Genomic DNA, 17,010 nt, shown 5'->3' on the forward strand with positions numbered 1-17,010 from the left:
TCATTGAGTACACCAGGAGCAAGAGAGCGCAAGCTTATATTAACAGGAGTTCTGCTGGCCACCTTTTTGGCTGCCATCGAGGGAACCGTTACCGGCCCGGCCGGACCGGCAATCGTCGGTGATTTTCAGGGCATCCAGTGGCTAAGCTGGATTTTTACTGCCTATTTGCTGACGATGGCTGTTACAACGCCGATATTCGGCAAGCTGAGCGATCTGATCGGCCGTAAGCCGGTCTTTATGGGGGGAGCGGCTGTTTTCCTGCTGGGTTCCCTGCTGTGCGGGATTTCGCAGAGCATGGGGCAGCTGATCGTGTTCCGGGCCATTCAGGGTATCGGGGCTGGCGCGCTTATTCCGGTGACCTTTACGATTATCGGAGATATATACAGCATTAAGGAGCGTGCCAAGACACAGGGGCTGCTGAGCTCCGTCTGGGGAATTTCCTCGCTTGTGGGTCCGCTGCTGGGCGGTTATGTGGTTGATTATCTGAGCTGGCGCTGGGTGTTTGTATTTAATCTCCCCTTTGGCCTGCTGTCGATTCTATTTATCGCCCGTTACCTGAAGGAAGAAAAGGTAAAACGCACGGCGAAGATTGATGTGGCCGGGGTGCTGCTGTTCGCGGCAGGTGTAAGTGCGCTGCTGTTTGCCCTTACTGCAGACGGGCAGAATCTGGCATGGACCTCTCCGCTGCTGATTGGCCTGCTGGTTACAGCGGTTATTTTACTGGGGATATTCCTCGTTGTGGAACGCCGCGCACCGGAGCCGATGCTTCCGCTGTCCCTGTTCTCCATCCGTAATATTGCCGTGTCGACGGGAGCCAATCTGCTGGTCAGCACTTTAATTATAGGCCTGTCCACCTATATACCGTTGTGGGTGCAGGGGGTGTTCGGCAAAAGCGCGGCGCTCTCCGGTCTGCTGCTGGCCCCGATGTCTGTCGGCTGGACGGTTGGCTCCATTGCCGGAGGCCGGATGATTCTGCGCGCCGGCTCGCGCCGGACAGGCATGCTGGGATTATCCCTTATTGCCGCAGGTTCGGTTGGACTTGCGTTCATGACTGCAGGTACCTCACAGCTGATGCTTGTGGTTCTCATGCTGTTCTGCGGCGTTGGATTCGGTTATGCATCTACTGTATTCACCATTATTGCCCAGTCCTCCGTCGGGCATGAGCAGCGCGGCGCCTCGACAGCGCTGAATACCTTCACGCGCTCACTCGGTCAGACGGTCGGAGTCGCGGTGTTCGGCTCCTGGCTGAATCTGAGCATCGCCAGGCAGCTGGCAGCTCAGCCGGGGACTGAGGTTAGCGGAGCTGATATCAGCAGCCTGCTGAACCCGCACGGCAGCAGCACACTGACCGGCGATGCCTGGAACAGCCTGCACGGAGCGCTGGAGGGAGGCCTGCATTCCCTGTTTATCATAATGGCTGTATTGGCTGTCCTGTCACTGATTATATCCTCGGGCTTGCGCCAGGGCCTGCCTTCGCTGGGTGAGGAGATTAAACAGGTGAAGGAAGCATAGAGCAGGGCATAAACATTATATAGTGAGCCTTAAAAGAAACGGCTGCACTGTCCCTCAGGATAGTGCAGCCGTTTGTTATTAATACCGTTGAAATGCATTGCAACTGGCGTGATGACCCCAAACAACGGTAAAAGTACCGTTAAATTAAGCGAATCCGGCGGGCTGGCAGGAAACAACGGTAAAAGTACCGTTAAATTGAGCGAATCCGGCGTGATGACAGGCAACAACAGTAAAAGTACCGTTGTTTCCTGATAATTCCGGTATCATCGTACCTGCAGATCGGTTATATGCAGATACAATTAGTGAATTCATTCACAATAATTGATTTGCCTGTAAGTTATTTACGGGGCAGCGGTGAGAGCTTCTCAGCCTGCAGGCCCATCTTCTTGAGCAGGACAATCATCTGTTCCTTCTCTTCATCATTCAGTCCGCTGAAGGCCAGGTGCAGGCGCTCCGAGTATTTCGGATACATTTCACTCATTAGCTGCTCGCCTTCAGCTGTTAATTCAGCAAAGATCACACGGCGGTCATTGGCACAAGGCTTGCGCTGCAGGTAGCCGCGTTCTTCAAGCTTATCAATGACGTAAGTGACATTGCCGCTCTGCAGCAGCAGCTTGGCTCCGATCTGTTGAATCGGCTGAGGCCCCTTGTAATATAGAACCTCCATGACGGCAAAGGCTGTAGGATTAAATCCCTCAATCTTGCTTCCGGTAACGGCATGCTCGTTAATACTCTTGAAAGACTTGGCAAATACCCGGTACAAATGCAGTGTTAACTGAGTGTCGCGTTCATAGGATTGTATCATGCTTCTCCACCCTCTATCGTTAGTCGTGCAGGTCGCCCTGTACGTAAGGAATCATTGATCCGGCTGCACTATTAAAGCGCAGTTAACCTTAAGATATCCTTACAATACGTCAAACAAGGGTTCAAGAACATGTGATTTGTCACAATGAGCACACTTTTAATTATTAAAAATCAAACATTTTTTTTGACGGTGACTCTTTTTTGGGCAAAAGAGTGTCAAATTTGCGCTCCGCCTCCGGCAGCAGAGGGCTTTCCGTCCCGGGAACTGCAGATAATTACAGCTGCAGATTGATGAGGAACTGGGCAGTTTTCCCGTACTATTAATTCAAAAATGCAGATGCGGGAGGACGAAATAATGATGGAACCAAACAAGGCAGCGTCGGCGGATGAAAAGCTGACCGCTAACCGGCCGTTTATGCTGCTGATTGCTGCACAGCTGATTTCTAATATAGGCGATTGGCTGCATTTCCTTGCCCTGCTGACTATGGTCGGGCTGAAATGGCAGGCTAGTCCTTGGGAGATTACGGCGATTTCAATGTGTATGGCGGTACCCATGCTGCTTGGGGGACCGTTGGCAGGGTATCTGAGCGATACCCTTGACCGAAAGGCTATCATGATCGGTTCGGACCTTATCCGTGCCGGACTTGTAGCCTGTCTTGTATTTGCCGGCTCCCTGTGGCAGGTTTACCTGCTGCTCATAGCCAAGGGCATGATGGATGTCCTGTTCTCTCCGGCGAAAAGCGGCAAGCTCAAGGAGCTTGTTCCCTCCAGCCAAATGGACCGTGCTGTTGCTTTGAGCTCATCAATTGAGCAGATCACCAAGATCATCGGCCCGGCCTTCGGAGGCCTGCTTGTTGCGGCGTTCGGAATTTCAGCCTGCTATCTGCTGGACTCAGCTACCTATCTGCTCTCTGCCGCCATCCTGCTGGCGGTGCCGCGCGCAGGACAGTACAAGACAGCCAGATCAACGGAAGCAGCCCAGCAATTGCCGGACCGCGCACCCTTTCTTCTGGAGGCAGGCGCCGGTCTCCGGCTGATTACCGGAATGCCTGCTATACTGGGCGGGCTTGTCATGCTGGTGACAGTACTGCTGGTGCTGCAGATGGCTGATTCCCAGACGGTAACACTGTTCCGGGACATTCCCGGCATCAGCGGCGATATGCTTGGCTGGTGCCTGGCTGCCAGCGGACTTGGAACACTGCTGTCAGCGCTTGCCATAAGCCGCACCGGCAGGCGGCCGCTAATCTCGATGAGCGCAGGCGCCATCCTTATGGGCTCTGTATTTGCCGCCGCTGCACTGGTTACTGCCCACGGGGAGGCAGGATTGTGGATGAACATTATATTATTCAGCTCGTTTGCGGCAGCGGGGGCAGGGGCGGGGCTTGTGTTTATTCCATTTTATGCAATGCTGCAGCGGCGGACACCGGAAGCTTATACAGGGAGGGTGTTCGGAACGGTGAATAGCCTGACCAGCGCTGCTGCTATTCTCGGACCTGTGGCGGGCGGGGCACTTGTAACAGCTTCCGGGGCTGTTCCTGCTTTTATCTTATCCGGTGTGTTATCAGCACTGCTTGGCCTTGCCATGCTGCTGCTGAGCGGGCGGATCGAGACCAGGGACAGGGCCGCCGGAATAGAGCCTCAAGTAATGTTTGAAGTCTCCCGGCCATAATCCGTATAATGGTAAAAAGACCGGAATATCTCCGGGACAAAGGTATTTAACATTAGGAGATGGGAAGCAGTATGGAAGAATTACAGGAGATTGAGGAAGAACGGGAGATCGTTCTGGATGTAGATATCGAGGAGGCCGGATACGAGGCCGGGGATATGCGGATAGCTGATATTTCCTTTCAGGTCCGGCGGGGTGAGCTGCTGGGACTGATCGGACCGAACGGTGCCGGTAAAAGCACGACCATTAAAACCCTGCTCGGCCTGCTAAAGCATGCCAAAGCCAAAGTGACAATTGGCGGAGCGAATAAATCGTATGCATATGTGCCGGAGCAGCCGGTATTTTATGAGGATCTGACGCTTTGGGAGCATTTGGATCTGGCTGCTGCGGCCTATGGACTGCCCTATGAGCAGTTTGAAACGGCTGCAGAGAAGCTGCTGGTGCAGTTCGGAATGGGACATGTGCGCGATGACCTTCCGGCGGGCTTCTCCAAGGGCATGAAGCAAAAAATGATGCTGATGCTCGGCTTTCTTGTTCAGCCTGACGTCTATATCGTGGACGAGCCGTTTATCGGGCTGGACCCCAGGGCTACCAAGGACTTTTTGCGTCTGCTGGAAGCTGAGCGGCAGCGGGGTGCAGGTGTGCTTATGTCTACACATGTACTGGATACGGCTGAGAAAATCTGCGACAGCTTCGTGCTGATCTCCGGCGGTGAAATAGCGGCAACAGGCACGCTGGAGGAAATCCGGGATATCGCCGATTTGCCGGAGGGGTCGTTGTTTGATTGCTTCGACGAGCTGACATGAGGGAGCGTGAGCATATGGCTGCGAAGCATCATGAAGGCCGTGCAGGTGGTACCGGCTATGCCTTTCCTACCGGACCGTGCCTCTTCCGCCGGCGTCTGTTCTCCCATTGGCGGGAGCAGACGGCTATTATCCGGACAGCGGTGGACTGGACGGTCCTGCTCTATTTAATCATTCCCGGAGGCCTGCTGGGCGGCCGCTTCTATTACGGCTTCTGGTCCGGGGAGATGCCTGGATGGGTATCGGTAATCCCGTTTATACTCATCCCGCTTGCGCTGGCAGTACTGCTGCTGACCGGCGGGATGGTCCTGCTGCTGCAGGAGGGGGATCTGCTGTTTCTCAGGCAGCGGCAGAACTGGATTAGAAGCATTCTGCTGCGCGGAGTAATCTACAGCCTGACCGTGACAGCGCTCAAAATAGCCGCAGTGTATGCGGTCCTGCTTCCTTTTATCATACGCGGCTACGGGCTTAGCCCGTCAGCAGCCGGAGCGCTGCTGCTGTTGACGGTTGCTGCCGGCTGGAGCATTAAGCTGCTGGGACATATCGTCAGGGTGCAGCTCCAGGGCTTCCGCCGCTGGCTGTGGCTGCTTCCGGCTGCTACGGTGCCGTCCGGGCTATATGTATGGCTGGCGCTGCAATGGAAGGACAAGCCATTGCTGCTCCTGGCTGCAGCTGCCTTATATACAGCAGTAACGGTCTGGACTCTCCGTTACCGTCTCCTGCTGCAGGGGACCTTTCTCAGTGATGTGCGTGAGGATTATAAGCAACGGATGAGAATCGCCGGCCTGCTGCTGCGCGGTGTGCTGGATAAGCCGCGTCCGACCAGGTACAAGCCTTGGATTTTCCGCAGATCACAGCCGCTGTTATCATCAAGGCAGCCTGAAGGCCGTTTTACGGCGGCAGGGATAAAGGCGCTGGTCCGCAATCCGGGTCATCTGAAGCTGTATTTATCGTTTACAGGCGTATCAACGACTGCACTCCTTATTGCTCCTGCTTTTCTGAAGTGGATCCTGCTAGCCGTTCTAACGCTCTTAATGTGCTATTGGCTAAGCTCCTTCTGGCTGCTCTTTGCCGGAGACGATTACATCGGCATTCTCCCGTTCAGCAAGAAGCAAAAGGCGGAGGCCGGCTCAAAGGCTATGCAGATTATGGCTGTTCCATATGCAGTGCTGTGCTCGGCAGCGGTATGTATTCCGCTGTACGGCTGGTGGGGGCTGCTGCTGTTTGCCCCGCTCGGCTACGGCATCGGCTCATTTGTTGCCCGGATGTACAGCACGATCCGGCTTACGGAGCATTAGAATTTCAGAAGCACCAAAAAGCGTTGCCCCACAGGACTGCGGGCAACGCTTTTTGGCAACGACTGATTATCCTTGCGGGGAGGCGGCATTTTCCCCGGCCATATAGCCCGTTGAGAAAGCCGCTGTAATATTGTAGCCCCCGGTGTAGCCGTGAATATCAAGAATTTCACCGCAGAAATAGAGTCCCTCCATCAGCTTCGACTGCATCGTTTTGGGATCAACCTCTTTAAGATTAATGCCTCCGCCAGTCACAAAGGCCTCCTCAATCGACAGTGTGCCGTACACTCTGATCGGGAAACGCTTGACCAGCTGGGCAAGCTGCTGCCAGTCCTGCTTAGGAATATTATCATAGGTAAGCGTATCGGGAAGCCCCGCCTTCTGCAGCAGGATCGGAATGATCCGCTCAGGCAGATAGCCCTTCAGCACATTTTTGATTGCTTTTTTGGATTCCTGCTCAGCAAGCTTCAGTGTCTCGCCATACACCTGCTCCTTGCTCTTCTCCGGTAAAAAATCAATTGAGACTTCTATATTTCCGCTGCTAAACTGCTTCAGCGCCTTAACGACAAACTGGCTGCAGCGCAGGGCAATCGGCCCGGAAATGCCGAAGTGGGTAAACAGCATATCTCCATGATGCTCAACAAGCTTCTTGCCTTTGGGGTTCCAAACGGATAGAGATACCTCTCTTAAGGAAAGACCCTGCAGCTCCTTGCTTTGAATAAAAGGCTCATTGGAGGTGAGCGGAACCTCGGTCGGGAAAAGCTCCGTAATCGTATGCCCAGCCTGCATCGCCCAGGGATATCCGTCTCCTGTTGAGCCGGTCTGGGGTACAGATTTGCCGCCGGCGGCAACGATTACACTGCGGGACTCTATAACCTCGCCGTTCTGCAGCCGGACACCGTTAACCCGCGCCTCCTTATAGAGGATTTCACGCACCGGGGCATGCAGCCGGATCTGGACACCCTGCTTCCGCACCTGATTGACCAGGGTGTCCACAACGGTTTTTGCTTTGTCGCTGACCGGAAACATCCGTCCATTGTCCTCTTCCTTCAGCCGGATTCCCAAATTCTCAAAAAATGCGATAATATCCTTATTATTAAACCGGGAAAAGGCGCTGTGAAGAAACCGGCCGTTGCCCGGAATATATTTAATCAGCTCATCGATCTCTTTGTTATTGGTTACATTACATCTGCCGCCCCCGGAGATGCCCAGCTTGCGTCCGAGCTTGTCCCCTTTTTCCAGCAAAAGCACCTTTCCGCCCTTGCTGCTTGCGGCAATACCGGCCATTAGTCCGGCGGAGCCTCCGCCGATTATGATTACATCGTATCTCATTTGATTAACTCCCAAACTGTTTGTTTGCTTTAATTTTACCACGGCGGGCCTGATAATGCAGTGTCACCGGTATATACAGGATTTCGTTGTCAGAAATGCATGGCTATGCTTTAATTTTATTGGAAAGGGTATTTTGCCTAACTCAGGGAGTGATTGCAATTATTGAGGAAATAAAGGATGTTCTATTGCAGATAGCGGCAGCTTCCTCGTTTTTACTATTGTTTCAGTGGTGGCTGGACCGGCAGCACATGACCCGCAGAAACCGGCGCCTCCCGGATGATCTGTCCTTTCTCGTTGTCAGCTGTACAATCAGCATTGCCTTGTGTACAATTCTTTCCTCCACACTGGCTGGTGAGGTCTATCTAAATCTGGCGCTGCTGCCAGCCTTTATCGGGATACTCTACGGTAATTTCCGTTCCGGGCTTGGTCTGGCCGCCTATTTTCTGGCCTGCACAGCTTTGTTCTCGGAGCCGCCGGGACTTCAGGCTATAATCATTAATTCCGGAGTGCTGCTGTATCCGCTGCTCTTCGGCCTGGCGCGGTCATTTAATAAAGCCGGCAGGACAGGTAAGGTTATGCTGCTGTGGGCCGTACTGTTTCCGTGCATGTTTTTTATAATTATGCTGCCTAATATGCAAATTATCCGGGAAGCCCGGACGCTTACTTCCGAGGTGATACTGGTTATTATATATCTGTTCGTTACTGTTTTGCTCGGAGGTCTGCTTGTCTTTTGTATTGAAACCGCCTGGGATAAGGTTCAGGTTAAAGAGCAAATGAAGGGGCAGTCGGAGCGGTTCATGTGGGAATCCAAAAAGCTTGAGCAGGTTACGGACATCGTACAGCTGAATATTATGTCCATGAATGAGAGCGGGTATATCACAGAGCTTAATGAATTTATGCTGAAGCTGATCCGGAGGCATTATCCTGACTATACAAGGGAAATGATTCTGTCCAAGCCGGCCGCGGTGCTGTTCGCTGATAGCGTGGACGAACAGACCTTTATACAGCTGAAGGCTGTTATTGATAACAAGCAGCGCTCCAACGCCAAAATCATCTGCGGTAAATACAACTATCAGATCTACACAACCCCGGTTCAGCAGGGCTCAGTGTCTCCGGACGGGGTCGTGATGATTGTCCAGGACGTAACGGAGGAGGAGAAAATCCGGACAGAACTGGTTCATGCGGAGCGTCTGACGCTGGTAGGCCAGATGGCGGCAGGCATTACGCATGAGATCCGTAATCCGATGGCCGTAGTCCGCGGCTTCCTGCAGCTGATGCGGGAGAAAAGCCCGGGGGAGCTTGATTCGTATTATCAGATTGTAATGGACGAGCTGGACCGTGCCAACGGAATTATCAATGATTTCCTGTCCTTGGCCCAGAGCAGGGTCTCTGATAAAGAGCTGGTTCAGCTTCAGCATATAATAGAAGAGCTGTCTCCGCTGCTCTGGGCCGACGCGAATCTGCGCGGCCAGAGCATTGAGCTGAACACATGCGCTGCGCTGCCGCTCCTCAAGCTGAATGTCCGGGAGATCAAGCAGCTGATCCTGAACCTCTCCCGCAACGCGATGGAGGCAATGGATGCCAAAGGCGTGCTGACGCTGGAAACGCGCATGAACAGCGGTACAATTGAACTGACGGTAAGGGATACCGGAAGCGGAATTGCCCAGGATAAGCTCACGGATTTATTTATCCCCTTCTTAACAACCAAGAGCCAGGGGACAGGACTCGGTCTGCCGCTGTGCCTGAGTATTGTAGAGCGGCATAACGGCACTATAAGCGTGGAGTCTGTAGTGGGGGAGGGGACTGCTTTTACGATCGCCCTGCCCTATGAAGCCAATGAAGAAAACCTTGCCGGATAAGGGGGCAGCCAGTCCGTATTCCTTGCTTTCACAGGGTATGTATGTATAATAAAGTTAGTGATTGCTGCGGTTACAGCAGCCTAATTAAACACTGAAAAGGCAAAGGAGAGTGCAGAAGAATGTCCATGTCGTTTAGCCAATATATGCGGGATTCGATTCAGCCTATGCGTGATGACCTGACAAGTATCGGGTTCCAGGAGCTGCTGACTCCGGAAGAAGTGGAAGCCGCACTTCCAGCTGCAAAAGGAATTTCGCTTGTTGTTGTTAACTCTGTGTGCGGCTGTGCAGCGGGGCAGTGCCGTCCCGGCGTAGCCCAGGCTCTTCAGAACGAACTGCTGCCGGATCACCTGTATACAGTATTCGCAGGCCAGGAGAAGGAAGCCACTGCCAAAGCGCGTGAATATTTTGCTCCATATCCGCCGTCTTCACCTTCCATCGCTTTGATGAAGGACGGGGAGCTCGTTCATTTCATTGAGCGCCATGGTGTTGAGGACCGCTCGGCGGGCGAAATTGCTGCTGAACTGAAAGAAGTATTTAACCGTTATTGCCAGTAAATTACGGGTAATGAATCAGAGGAATCTCGCGGCGGCCGGAAGCCCGGCTCTGCGGGGTTTTTTTTCGAATAGAAGGATATGCAGAAACGGAGGAATAGTAATGAGCCTGCAAAATGAGATTATTGCTGCCCTTGGAGTCAAGCCGGCCATTAATGTGGAGGCAGAGGTGCAGAAACGGGTCGATTTTCTGAAGGCCTATGTCCGCCAGGCCGGTGCGCAGGGACTGCTGATTGCCATCAGCGGGGGCGTTGACAGCGCGGTTGCTGCAGGACTGTGCAAACGGGCGACGGACGAGCTGACTGCTGAGGAAGGCAAGGATTTTATTACGCTCGGCGTATTCCAGCCCTACGGTGAACAGGAGGATATTGAGCACAGCTATGCGGTAGCGGAGGCTTTCGGGCTGACCCATAAGGCTGAAACCAATATTGAAGAAGCTGTTAATGAGATTGCGCTGGAAGTGGAGCACAGCCTCAAGGCGCTGGGACAGCACCGTCATATTACGCATCAGGGCAAGGGGAATGTAAAAGCCAGAACCCGGATGGTGATGCAGTATGCGCTCGCTTTTGAGAATAATCTGCTCGTAGTGGGTACGGATCATGCCTCTGAGGCGATTACCGGCTTCTACACCAAGTGGGGCGACGGAGCCGTTGATATTACCCCGCTTAGCACGCTTAACAAACGCCAGGTCCGCCAGCTCGCCGTTTATCTGGGAGTGCCGGAGGAGGTTGTGACCAAAGCGCCGACTGCAGGCCTGTGGCCCGGACAAACGGATGAAACCGAGCTTGGCTTAACGTATGATGAGAACAGTGACTATCTGGAAGGCAAGCCGGTCAGTCCGGAAGCGGCGGAGAAGCTGGAGCGTTATTACAAGAGAACTGCGCATAAACGGAACGTCATCCCGGGGATCTAGCGGGGGGTGAAGGATAATCAGTGGTCAAAAACAACCGCCGGAGTAAGAGGAGCACCGTCTTTCCGGCGGTTTTGCTGTGCGGTTTACAGGGGGCTGCGCCGGCCCTCCAGTGTCTCATGGATAAAGGCGTCCGAAGCGGATATAGCCTGCTCAAGCTGCGGGGTAGTTCCTGCAAAGGGGTGAACCGTACAAAAGGTATGGTCCCCGCCTTCGATCTGGACCCAGCGGATATCGGGGCGGAGCCCGGTCAACTGTCTGGACCCCTCCCGCAGCCGGGCGCTGTCTTCGGTTCCCTGAATGAGGACAGCCGGGAAACGGGCCGCTTTCATCCGCTCAAGAATATTATAGCGTTCGGCCTGGCGTTCCAGGTCCTCGAGAATTACAGCATCAAGCGGCATCTGCTGACCGGTACGCCCGTTCAGAACATGGCTGCGGCCGGCTGTTCTCATCTCCTGCTTCTGTTCCTCCGTGAACAGATCAAGGTCAGTGATCCCGTTCCAGGAGATGACACCGGCAATTTCATCCGGATGATCCAGGGCGTAGAGCAGACTGTCTCCGGCGCCGCGGCTGTGTCCCAGCAGGAACAGGGGCAGCGCACCGAATTTGTGATGCTGGCTGAGATAGGAGAGCAGGATCTCCAGATCCCTGAGCTCCCGGCTGTAAGTATTGCGGGCAAATTTCTCGAGCTCGGTAAAGTTCTGCAGATCCTCGCCGATTCCGCCGTGGGAGAAGTTAAAGGAGATCACTTCATGCTCACGGCTCAGCTCGGCTGCGAGGTGGGGAAACATTCCCCAGTCCTTGAACCCCTTGTAGCCGTGTGCGATGACGATCAGGCTTGCAGCCTTGCTGCGGGCCGGGAAATGGGAGCAGCGCAGTACGGCATCCTCACCGGCAGGCAATTCGAAGTTACGGTTCATCGGTGAAACCCCTCTCTTTGATCAGAGATCATATGACAGAAAATAAGTCCCGGACTATAATAATTCCAGAATACCAAGAATGTATATAAAGATAATACCATTAGTAAAGCGCTTAATGAAAGATAGCAGATTGAGGATTGAAGATTAGAGATTGTAGATCGAAGATGAAACATTGAAAACTAAAAGCATGCATTACCTGCCGGCACTTTTATAAGGAGTGTGGAGTTGTGATTTATGGAATCGGACATGATGTGCTGGAGATCCGGCGCATGAAGGATATATTAGCCAAAGCATCCGGCGGCAAATTTATCCGGCGTATTCTTACCCCGGCGGAGCTGCAGCTGGCGGAAGGGCGGACAGGCAGATTGCCTGAATTCGTCTCCGGCCGGTTTGCTGCGAAGGAAGCGGTGGTCAAGGCGCTGGGCTGCGGGATCGGCAGTGAGGTAGGCTTTCAGGATATAGAAATTCTGCCCGATAGCTCCGGCAAGCCGGGTGTGAAGCTCACGGAGGGGGCCTGGCAGAGGCTGGGTCTGGACAGGGAAGCGCATATCCTTCATCTTACTATTACCCACAGCCAGGAGCTGGCTTCAACCTTTGCGGTATTGGAGCGGATTGGCTGAGCGGTGTGAGGGCCAAGGGACATAGAGGGGCGGAAGACCACGGTATTAGAGGCAGGGTATTATATAAGTAAGGAGCCAAAGAATGACAACAGATAAACAGCAAGAGCAGCAGCAGGAAGTAGAGTTGTTTTTCAGCACAAATCTGCTGGAGTGGTATATGGTTCAGAGGCGGGATCTGCCTTGGCGCCGCCACCGCAATCCGTATTACATCTGGATCTCGGAAATTATGCTGCAGCAGACGAGAGTGGACACGGTTATTCCCTATTTTAACCGGTTCATTGAGCGATTCCCTACGGTAGAATCTCTCGCAGATGCTCCGGAGGAGGATGTGCTGAAATGCTGGGAGGGGCTGGGCTACTATTCGCGGGCCCGCAATCTGCAGCATGCGGCCCGGCAGGTTAAGGAGCTGTACGGCGGCGAGGTCCCGAATGACCGTGATGCGGTCTTCGGCTTAAAGGGGGTTGGTCCTTACACGGCCGGTGCCATCCTCAGCATTGCCTTCAACCGGCCCGAGCCGGCAGTAGACGGCAACGTCATGCGGGTCTTATCCCGCTACTTCCTGCTGGAGGATGACATCGCCAAGGTGCCTACCCGTGTAAAGATGGAGCGCCTGGCGGCAAAGCTGATCCCGGAGGGAGAAGCCTCGCATTTCAATCAGGCGCTGATGGAGCTTGGCGCGCTGGTCTGCACGCCGAAATCACCGCGCTGCCTCATCTGCCCGGTGATGGAGCACTGCGCGGCGCGCCTGGCGGGCTGCGAGACCTCGCTGCCCGTCAAGACCAAGGCCAAGCCGCCGCGCCCGGAGGAGCGGCTGGCGGCCCTCATTACCGGCAGCGGCGAGCATGCCGGTAAGGTGCTGATCCGGCAGCGGCCACAGAGCGGGCTGTTAGCCCGCATGTGGGAGCTGCCGCACTGGCCGGCGCCGCCTGCGGAGGGCGGCGCCACCGGAGCGCTGCTGCCGGAAGCGGCAGCGCTGGACCGGCTGCGCCGGTCCCTGCGTCAGGCCGGGATCCCCGCCCGGCCTGAGGGGCACTGGACGGCTGCGGAGCACACGTTCAGCCATATTGTTTGGACCCTGCAGGTGTACATCTGCAGGGAGGAGGACGCCCTTGCGCTGCCGCTGGCGGCAGAAGCGCGGGCGTCCTATGGGGCGGCGGCTGAGCCGGCCGCCGGGAAGCTGCCGGCGGAGCCCTTCGCGGATGGGGACCATCCGGAGGACGCCGGCGCGGTGCGCTGGATCCGCCGTGAGGACATGGCGGGCTACGCCTTTCCCAACGTATTCCTCAAGCTGCTCAACAGCTACTTCGATGAAGCGGAGAAGGAGCAGCTGTAGCTGCACCTGCACCTCAAAAAACAGCCTTGCCGTATATTTGCCGGCAAGGCTGTTTTTTTGCGGAGTTATGGAGAGCGGGAAGTAGCCGAGCTAATGCGCCGCAGATTGTCCCCGGGTTTTCCATCGTACTCCAGAAGTTTGCAGAGGCTTCGTGACCATCAAAGATTTAGTTGGATTTTTGTCCTCTAATTCTGCTGTTTTTCGATTTTTTAGATCATTAGGTGATAAATCGACAGTTATTACAGGCGGAATCCTCCCACAGGGCAGATAATAGTAAAATTAGTTGTCTTTTTTCCAGCTAGTCTTCCTTCAAGGGAGGGATTTCCAATAATAGATGATGTTTTTACACTTAACTTAATCCGTGCGCGTGTGCAACTGCACTACTTAACTAGCTAATCAATTTAGCTGCACTCTTTACACTTAAAACCAGCGTATCTCAGTCTTTGAACCGTATAGCTGCAGTTTGTTCAACTAAATCAGGCTGAAACAGCTGAGAATCAGCAATACCCGTTTTTTAATTGCACAGAGTGCAGCTAACTGACAGCTGCGGCTAAAAACGGGAGTTTTAGTTGCACAATCTACACTTAAAGCAAGGCGTACGCAACCCGCTCCCGTCCCGCCCCCGCCCAGCTCATGTCCCGCTCCCGTCCGGCTCCCGTCCGGCTCTCGCCCCGCTCCCGTCCGGCTCTCGTCCGGCTCTCGTCCCGCTCCCGTCCGGCTCCCGTCCGGCCCCCGCCCAGCTCCCGTCCGGCTCTCGTCCCGCTCCCGTCCTCCCCCCGTCCGGCCCCTGTCCAACTGCCGTCCAGCCCCCAACCATCCACCAACCAGTCCTCGTCCAGTCCCCAACCAGCCCTCCCGCCCAGTCTCCGGCATACAAAAACGGATACCGCCCGGGGGGCAGTATCCGTTATGTTCACTCTGGCCGCTTAGGCGGCAGGAGTATTATTTTGCGCTTTCGTAGCGTTTGCCGACTTCTTCCCAGTTGACTACGTTCCAGAACGCTTTGATGTAATCAGGGCGTTTGTTCTGGTAGTTCAGGTAGTAAGCATGCTCCCATACATCCAGGCCGAGGATAGGTGTAGCACCCTCGCTGATCGGGTTGTCCTGGTTAGGTGTGCTTGTAACAGCCAGCTTACCGTCTTTAACAACGAGCCAAGCCCAGCCGCTGCCGAAACGGGTAGTTGCCGCCGCAGCAAAATCTTCCTTGAATTTGTCGAAGCCGCCGAGCTCGCTGTCGATTGCTGCAGCAAGTGCACCAGCCGGAGCGCCGCCGCCGTTTGGTCCGATAACTTCCCAGAACAGCGTGTGGTTGGCATGTCCGCCGCCGTTGTTACGTACAGCAGTGCGGATTGCTTCAGGTACTGCGTTCAGGTCAGTGAGCAGCTCTTCGATGCTCTTGTCCTGCAGTTCAGGCGCCTTTTCCAGAGCAGCGTTCAGGTTCGTCACATAAGTGTTGTGGTGTCTGTCATGGTGAATTTCCATCGTCAAAGCGTCGATGTGCGGTTCGAGTGCGTTGTTCGGGTAAGGAAGTGCCGGTAATTGAAATGCCATGGAAAAATCCCTCCTGAGTTTATGAGAATTTGTATAGATAAAGAATTTTGGCGGTCTTGACGTCAAAACCCCTTATTTCCAATGTGCCCTATAGGGTATGTAACCAATAAGATACTATTATTAAACCGTATCTGGAACAAGAATGCAACATTAAACAAACATAAATGTTTAAAAAGTGCGGGGCGGGACTACCTCACCGGATATGTTAAGGCTATGTTAAAAGATTAGAATCTCCCGGAAAAGAAACTTTATACGCACTAAATTACCTTAAACATGTAAAAGTGTAAAGTTGTTCAATGAAAGCGTTTGATATAAAGCGCTTTCTAAAGAAAAATGGTGATATCGCCAGAAAAGTGTGCTTTAATAGAGTTAAAAGCAGGTATTCCTCGGTTTTTGAACATTGAAGATGTGATCTGCCGTTTACATCCGGTTAATACATCTTTGACCACGAGAAAAGCTTCCAATGTCATGATGGATCCGGCGACTTCTTCGAGATAGTATCCATTCGTTTTTCCATGCTTTTTTTCTTTGTCTACTGTTGCGGGAACTCCTTCTTTTTGTAAAATCCAAGCCATAGAAAAGGGAGATTTAAAGAATGCACGTTCGTTCCTTTCAATTAAGTGACGTTACCTCTGTGACTGAATTGCTGCAGACCGCATTGTCGGAAGAATGTTTTGAGAGCACGATGGAGCCCTTCTCCAGGCAGCTTTCCTGGGATTCCGATCTCATTGTAGTTGCTGAAGAAGATGGTGAGATTGTTGGTGCACTGATCGGTACGATTGAGAAGAATCACGGCTGTTATTTCCGTATTGCCATTCATCCCGAATACCGCCGCAGAGGAATCGGCAGAAGCCTGGTATCGGCGATGGAGAACAGATTTACGGCACGTAAGGTTAGCGGTATTTACGTAGCCGTTGACGAGCACAACTCGTTTGCTTTGCCGCTGTATGAAGCTATGGGCTATAACGAGAACCAGATTTTCAAATCCGTACGCAAGCTTAGCATTGTCGGTTAAGGCCTGTTCATCCGGCATAACGTAAGCGGAAACATTTACTAGAATAGAGAACTATGACGATTTGCATAGTCCGTTCCCTTATACTAAAGCATATCTCCCCATTGTCCGTTGCAAATGGCCGGGAGATATGCTTTTCTATTGTTATGGGCTGAAGCACTGGCGGCGGCACTTATTCATTATAAGGGCGAGAGGGTGGCATATGAACGGGGAATTGGATAAGGAATTTATGCGCAGCCGCAAGCAAAGATACCGTTCAGTCACCCATAACGGTACCAGAAGAGGGCAGGGCCGGGGCTGGGTGCGCGAGCTGCGGGACTGGCTGTTCACTGCTGCAATCGTTTTTGTAATCATGTCGCTGCTTAATCTGTTTGTGTTCAATGTTTCAACCGTAATCGGGCAGTCCATGCAGCCTACGCTCTATGAGGGCGAGAAGCTGATTATTAACAAAATAACCTTAAGCTTTGCCGACCCCGGGCGGGGGGATATTGTAGTGCTGCATGACCCGAGTCTGGGCCCGGACCGCAAGGAATATCTGGTTAAACGGGTGATCGGCATCCCGGGTGATATTATAGAAGTGAAGGAGCATCAGCTGTACGTCAACGGCGTCCCGGCTGATGAGCCTTATGTGGATACAGCTATTCAGGATTCGGATTTTCAGGCGTTAACGGTTGAAGCCGGTACTTACTTTTTGATGGGGGATAACCGTCATGCCGGAGCCAGCAAGGACAGCCGCTATTTCGGGGCCGTGCCTCAGTCCTTTATTGTCGGAAAGGCCATGTATATCTGGTGGCCGCTATCCAAGCTTAACGCTCTGTAAGCGGCGGATCCGGCATTGATGA

The 17,010-nt window shown here is 53.5% G+C and carries 16 protein-coding genes; 11 read left to right on the forward strand and 5 right to left on the reverse strand.

Features of this window, described 5'->3' with window-relative positions; translation table 11 throughout:
- The first annotated feature begins 3 nt into the window (after window positions 1-3).
- Entirely contained in the window at window positions 4-1,512 is a 1,509-nt protein-coding gene (locus R70723_RS02525) for an MDR family MFS transporter (protein WP_039869520.1), read from the forward strand.
- Window positions 1,513-1,849: 337 nt separating this feature from the next.
- Here the strand turns inward: R70723_RS02525 and R70723_RS02530 are convergent, their stop codons facing one another.
- Window positions 1,850-2,317 carry a MarR family winged helix-turn-helix transcriptional regulator gene (locus R70723_RS02530; protein ID WP_039869523.1) on the reverse strand — a complete coding sequence of 156 codons (468 nt, stop codon included), beginning with the start codon at window positions 2,315-2,317 and terminating at the stop codon, window positions 1,850-1,852.
- A 354-nt stretch (window positions 2,318-2,671) separates the two neighbouring features.
- Here R70723_RS02530 and R70723_RS02535 point away from each other — a divergent pair, with 354 nt between their 5' ends.
- From R70723_RS02535 to R70723_RS02545, 3 genes are all read left to right on the forward strand, one after another.
- Entirely contained in the window at window positions 2,672-3,985 is a 1,314-nt protein-coding gene (locus tag R70723_RS02535) for an MFS transporter (RefSeq protein ID WP_144027050.1), read from the forward strand.
- Between the two features lie 71 nt (window positions 3,986-4,056).
- On the forward strand, window positions 4,057-4,788 hold the full coding sequence (locus tag R70723_RS02540) for an ABC transporter ATP-binding protein (protein WP_039869525.1): 732 nt from the start codon (window positions 4,057-4,059) through the stop codon (window positions 4,786-4,788).
- A gap of 14 nt (window positions 4,789-4,802) precedes the next feature.
- Complete coding sequence (locus tag R70723_RS02545) at window positions 4,803-6,083, forward strand: ABC transporter permease (protein ID WP_179088032.1); 1,281 nt, start codon at window positions 4,803-4,805, stop codon at window positions 6,081-6,083.
- 66 nt (window positions 6,084-6,149) lie between these two features.
- On the opposite strand, the gene R70723_RS02550 is transcribed toward R70723_RS02545, so the two are convergent.
- Complete coding sequence (locus R70723_RS02550) at window positions 6,150-7,412, reverse strand: BaiN/RdsA family NAD(P)/FAD-dependent oxidoreductase (protein ID WP_039869530.1); 1,263 nt, start codon at window positions 7,410-7,412, stop codon at window positions 6,150-6,152.
- 185 nt (window positions 7,413-7,597) lie between these two features.
- Here R70723_RS02550 and R70723_RS02555 point away from each other — a divergent pair, with 185 nt between their 5' ends.
- The 3 genes from R70723_RS02555 to nadE all read left to right on the forward strand — a co-directional run bounded on the left by R70723_RS02555 (window position 7,598) and on the right by nadE (window position 10,735).
- Window positions 7,598-9,271 carry an ATP-binding protein gene (locus R70723_RS02555; RefSeq protein ID WP_052421160.1) on the forward strand — a complete coding sequence of 558 codons (1,674 nt, stop codon included), beginning with the start codon at window positions 7,598-7,600 and terminating at the stop codon, window positions 9,269-9,271.
- Between the two features lie 119 nt (window positions 9,272-9,390).
- Window positions 9,391-9,825: a BrxA/BrxB family bacilliredoxin gene (locus R70723_RS02560; protein ID WP_039869533.1), complete on the forward strand. Its 435-nt coding sequence runs from the start codon at window positions 9,391-9,393 to the stop codon at window positions 9,823-9,825.
- A 100-nt stretch (window positions 9,826-9,925) separates the two neighbouring features.
- Window positions 9,926-10,735 carry an NAD(+) synthase gene (nadE, locus tag R70723_RS02565; RefSeq protein ID WP_039869536.1) on the forward strand — a complete coding sequence of 270 codons (810 nt, stop codon included), beginning with the start codon at window positions 9,926-9,928 and terminating at the stop codon, window positions 10,733-10,735.
- Between the two features lie 83 nt (window positions 10,736-10,818).
- On the opposite strand, the gene R70723_RS02570 is transcribed toward nadE, so the two are convergent.
- The gene (locus R70723_RS02570) at window positions 10,819-11,652 is read right to left on the reverse strand and encodes an alpha/beta hydrolase family protein (protein ID WP_039869541.1); all 834 of its coding nucleotides are present in this window, start codon (window positions 11,650-11,652) and stop codon (window positions 10,819-10,821) included.
- A gap of 227 nt (window positions 11,653-11,879) precedes the next feature.
- Between R70723_RS02570 and acpS the strand changes: the two genes are divergently transcribed.
- Window positions 11,880-12,272, forward strand: coding sequence for a holo-ACP synthase (gene acpS, locus R70723_RS02575; protein ID WP_039869542.1), 393 nt, complete (start codon window positions 11,880-11,882; stop codon window positions 12,270-12,272).
- Between the two features lie 82 nt (window positions 12,273-12,354).
- On the forward strand, window positions 12,355-13,605 hold the full coding sequence (gene mutY, locus R70723_RS02580; protein WP_039869545.1) for an A/G-specific adenine glycosylase: 1,251 nt from the start codon (window positions 12,355-12,357) through the stop codon (window positions 13,603-13,605).
- Window positions 13,606-14,189: 584 nt separating this feature from the next.
- Here mutY and R70723_RS02585 read toward each other — a convergent pair.
- Entirely contained in the window at window positions 14,190-14,426 is a 237-nt protein-coding gene (locus R70723_RS02585) for a hypothetical protein (RefSeq protein WP_039869548.1), read from the reverse strand.
- 121 nt (window positions 14,427-14,547) lie between these two features.
- Window positions 14,548-15,156, reverse strand: a complete 609-nt coding sequence (locus R70723_RS02590; RefSeq protein WP_039869549.1) for a superoxide dismutase — start codon at window positions 15,154-15,156, stop codon at window positions 14,548-14,550.
- A gap of 595 nt (window positions 15,157-15,751) precedes the next feature.
- Here R70723_RS02590 and R70723_RS02600 point away from each other — a divergent pair.
- Both R70723_RS02600 and lepB read left to right on the forward strand, forming a co-directional pair.
- Window positions 15,752-16,171, forward strand: coding sequence for a GNAT family N-acetyltransferase (locus R70723_RS02600; protein ID WP_039869552.1), 420 nt, complete (start codon window positions 15,752-15,754; stop codon window positions 16,169-16,171).
- A 199-nt stretch (window positions 16,172-16,370) separates the two neighbouring features.
- A complete protein-coding gene (gene lepB, locus R70723_RS02605) occupies window positions 16,371-16,988 on the forward strand; it encodes a signal peptidase I (protein WP_039869554.1) in 618 nt (205 codons plus the stop codon).
- Window positions 16,989-17,010: the final 22 nt, after the last annotated feature.

The sequence above is a fragment of the Paenibacillus sp. FSL R7-0273 genome (assembly GCF_000758625.1).
In the GTDB taxonomy this organism is placed as follows: Bacteria; Bacillota; Bacilli; order Paenibacillales; family Paenibacillaceae; genus Paenibacillus_AQ.

What these genes read in the sequence shown, in the direction of transcription:
- R70723_RS02545 (WP_179088032.1), top strand. Translation starts at nt 4,803, where the DNA reads ATGGCTGCGAAGCATCATGAAGGCCGTGCAGGTGGTACCGGCTATGCC.
- R70723_RS02570 (WP_039869541.1), bottom strand. Translation starts at nt 11,652, where the DNA reads ATGAACCGTAACTTCGAATTGCCTGCCGGTGAGGATGCCGTACTGCGC.
- lepB (WP_039869554.1), top strand. Translation starts at nt 16,371, where the DNA reads ATGAACGGGGAATTGGATAAGGAATTTATGCGCAGCCGCAAGCAAAGA.
- R70723_RS02560 (WP_039869533.1), top strand. Translation starts at nt 9,391, where the DNA reads ATGTCCATGTCGTTTAGCCAATATATGCGGGATTCGATTCAGCCTATG.
- mutY (WP_039869545.1), top strand. Translation starts at nt 12,355, where the DNA reads ATGACAACAGATAAACAGCAAGAGCAGCAGCAGGAAGTAGAGTTGTTT.
- R70723_RS02600 (WP_039869552.1), top strand. Translation starts at nt 15,752, where the DNA reads ATGCACGTTCGTTCCTTTCAATTAAGTGACGTTACCTCTGTGACTGAA.
- R70723_RS02535 (WP_144027050.1), top strand. Translation starts at nt 2,672, where the DNA reads ATGATGGAACCAAACAAGGCAGCGTCGGCGGATGAAAAGCTGACCGCT.
- R70723_RS02550 (WP_039869530.1), bottom strand. Translation starts at nt 7,412, where the DNA reads ATGAGATACGATGTAATCATAATCGGCGGAGGCTCCGCCGGACTAATG.
- R70723_RS02540 (WP_039869525.1), top strand. Translation starts at nt 4,057, where the DNA reads ATGGAAGAATTACAGGAGATTGAGGAAGAACGGGAGATCGTTCTGGAT.
- R70723_RS02530 (WP_039869523.1), bottom strand. Translation starts at nt 2,317, where the DNA reads ATGATACAATCCTATGAACGCGACACTCAGTTAACACTGCATTTGTAC.
- R70723_RS02590 (WP_039869549.1), bottom strand. Translation starts at nt 15,156, where the DNA reads ATGGCATTTCAATTACCGGCACTTCCTTACCCGAACAACGCACTCGAA.
- nadE (WP_039869536.1), top strand. Translation starts at nt 9,926, where the DNA reads ATGAGCCTGCAAAATGAGATTATTGCTGCCCTTGGAGTCAAGCCGGCC.